The following is a 1803-nucleotide window of genomic DNA, read 5'->3' on the forward strand; positions in this document are numbered from 1 at the left end:
TCTGACGGAACGGGCCCCTACGAATGTGACAGCCCTGATTGTGAGCTGGCTCTCGTGGGGTGGTGGGGGGCGGGGGTGGGGGTGCGGCTGGTTCGACCCACTCTTTGCCCTCGGCTCCTCGTGATCTGTTCGTCGAAGAGGGTGACGAGTCGGAGGGCCCGGCGGGTGGTTCGGCGGGGTCGGTCTGACCTTGCCCTCCAACTACCCTACGTTGACGGAATGTTGACCGGTGTATGGCACAGCATTGGTGAACCCCGGCTATACGTTCGGCCCCATGCCACCACTCCCCCCACACCCCCAGCGGGCGGCACGTCAGACCCCGCTCCCCGTGCTCCCGTATCGCAAGCCCACCAAGGGCCGTGACTACTGGGTGCTGAACGACGTGCTCCCGGACGTGGACGCCGTACGGGAACGGTGTCTCGCCAAGGACGACTGGGTGAAGGGGTATCCGTACACGTCGGAGACCTGGCCGGGGCTGCGCACCATGCCGGGGCTGGAGCCGGCCGAGTTGGGGCGGATCGAGCGGCTGGTCAAACAGGCCACCGGGGCCAAGGAGTTGTGGGTGCAGAAGGCGCCCGGCGGCGGGACGCTCAACCACAACTGCATCCAGGTCGTGGGGAAGGGCGAGAGCGAGCCCCGGCCGCACACCGACTCCCGCGCCCTGTGCCGGTACGCCGCCGTGCTGTATCTCAACCCCTCCGTGCCGAAGGGCTGCGGGACCAGTTTCTACCGGCAGCACCTGCCCGGCGGACGGCTCGGCGGCAACGTCGTCCAGGCCCCGCACAACAACCTCGTCGACGCACTGGGGACGCGGTTCGTGGCGCCGGACGCCTTCGAGGAGGACGTGCGTGTGCCGCACAAGTACAACAGCCTGCTGCTCTACCACGCCAACCTCGTGCACAGCGCGACCGACTACCACGGCAGCACGCTGGAGGAGAAGCGGATGACCGCCGTCTTCTTCTGGATGGCCTGACCCCGCCAACACCCCGGCAGGAATGGGGACTTACTGCCGCTGTCGCTTCTCCGCCAGGGCGGCTCCATCCCCCTGTGCAACGTCCTCGCCGAGACCTACCCCCGCGCCGAGATCATCCTCATGGGCGTCGAGGAACCCCGCTGCCTCGTCCACGCCCCGAACGAGAGCGTCGACCCGTCGGAGATCGAGCACATGGCACACGTAGAGGCGCTGTTTCTACGGGAGTTCGCGGAGGCGCGGGGCAACTGACGGACGTGGTAAGGGAGTTCACGGGGCCGCGGGGCGGGGCGGGCGGGTGAGGAACAGCCACGCGCACAGGCCGAGGGCCGCGAGGAATCCGCAGAGCAGGATGGCGACGACGGCCCCGACCGGTACGGAGCAGCCCGTGTCGGCGACCCCCATCGTCGTCACGACGCCCAGCAGGCACAGGGTCACGACCGACAGTCCGCCCACCGCGATCGTCCGGGTGCCCCCGCCGCCGGTCACCCGGATCCCGTCCAGACCGGGACGGCCGTAGGCCGCGAAGCCGAGGACGGACACGGCGAGCACCAAGGTCAGCAGCAGCGCGATGAGCGCGCCCAGCCAGCCGGGTGCCCGCCCGTCGTGGGCCGCCTTGCCGTAGGCGTACGCGCCGTCGCACAGGAGCGCGAAGATCGGCAGGGGCGCGCACTGGCCGAGCAGGCGCCGTGCGTAGTGGACGGGGTCGTAGGGGAGCACGCCCTCGATGAGCAGGACGGCGGCGAAGATGAGCAGCGCTCCGGCGACGCAGAAGCCGACGCCGGCCGGGCGCTGTTCGAGCACGAGATGGCCGGCGTCGGCTTCTGCGTCGC

At 69.9% G+C, this 1803-nt stretch carries 2 protein-coding genes and 1 pseudogene; 2 read left to right on the top strand and 1 reads right to left on the bottom strand.

The window, feature by feature from the left end:
- Positions 1 to 274 precede the first annotated feature (274 nt).
- Both JHN63_RS50705 and JHN63_RS50710 read left to right on the top strand, forming a co-directional pair.
- The gene (locus JHN63_RS50705) at positions 275 to 973 is read left to right on the top strand and encodes a DUF6445 family protein (protein WP_200691886.1); all 699 of its coding nucleotides are present in this window, start codon (positions 275 to 277) and stop codon (positions 971 to 973) included.
- Between the two features lie 54 nt (positions 974 to 1027).
- Positions 1028 to 1222, top strand: a pseudogene (locus tag JHN63_RS50710) (dipeptidase); the annotation flags it as partial.
- Between the two features lie 18 nt (positions 1223 to 1240).
- Here JHN63_RS50710 and JHN63_RS50715 read toward each other — a convergent pair.
- Positions 1241 to 1803 (bottom strand): hypothetical protein (locus JHN63_RS50715; protein ID WP_200691887.1); only part of this gene is annotated, 563 nt, incomplete at its 5' end.

Origin of the sequence: Streptomyces sp. MBT65 (assembly GCF_016612545.1) — a bacterium.
Lineage (GTDB): Bacteria > Actinomycetota > Actinomycetes > Streptomycetales > Streptomycetaceae > Streptomyces.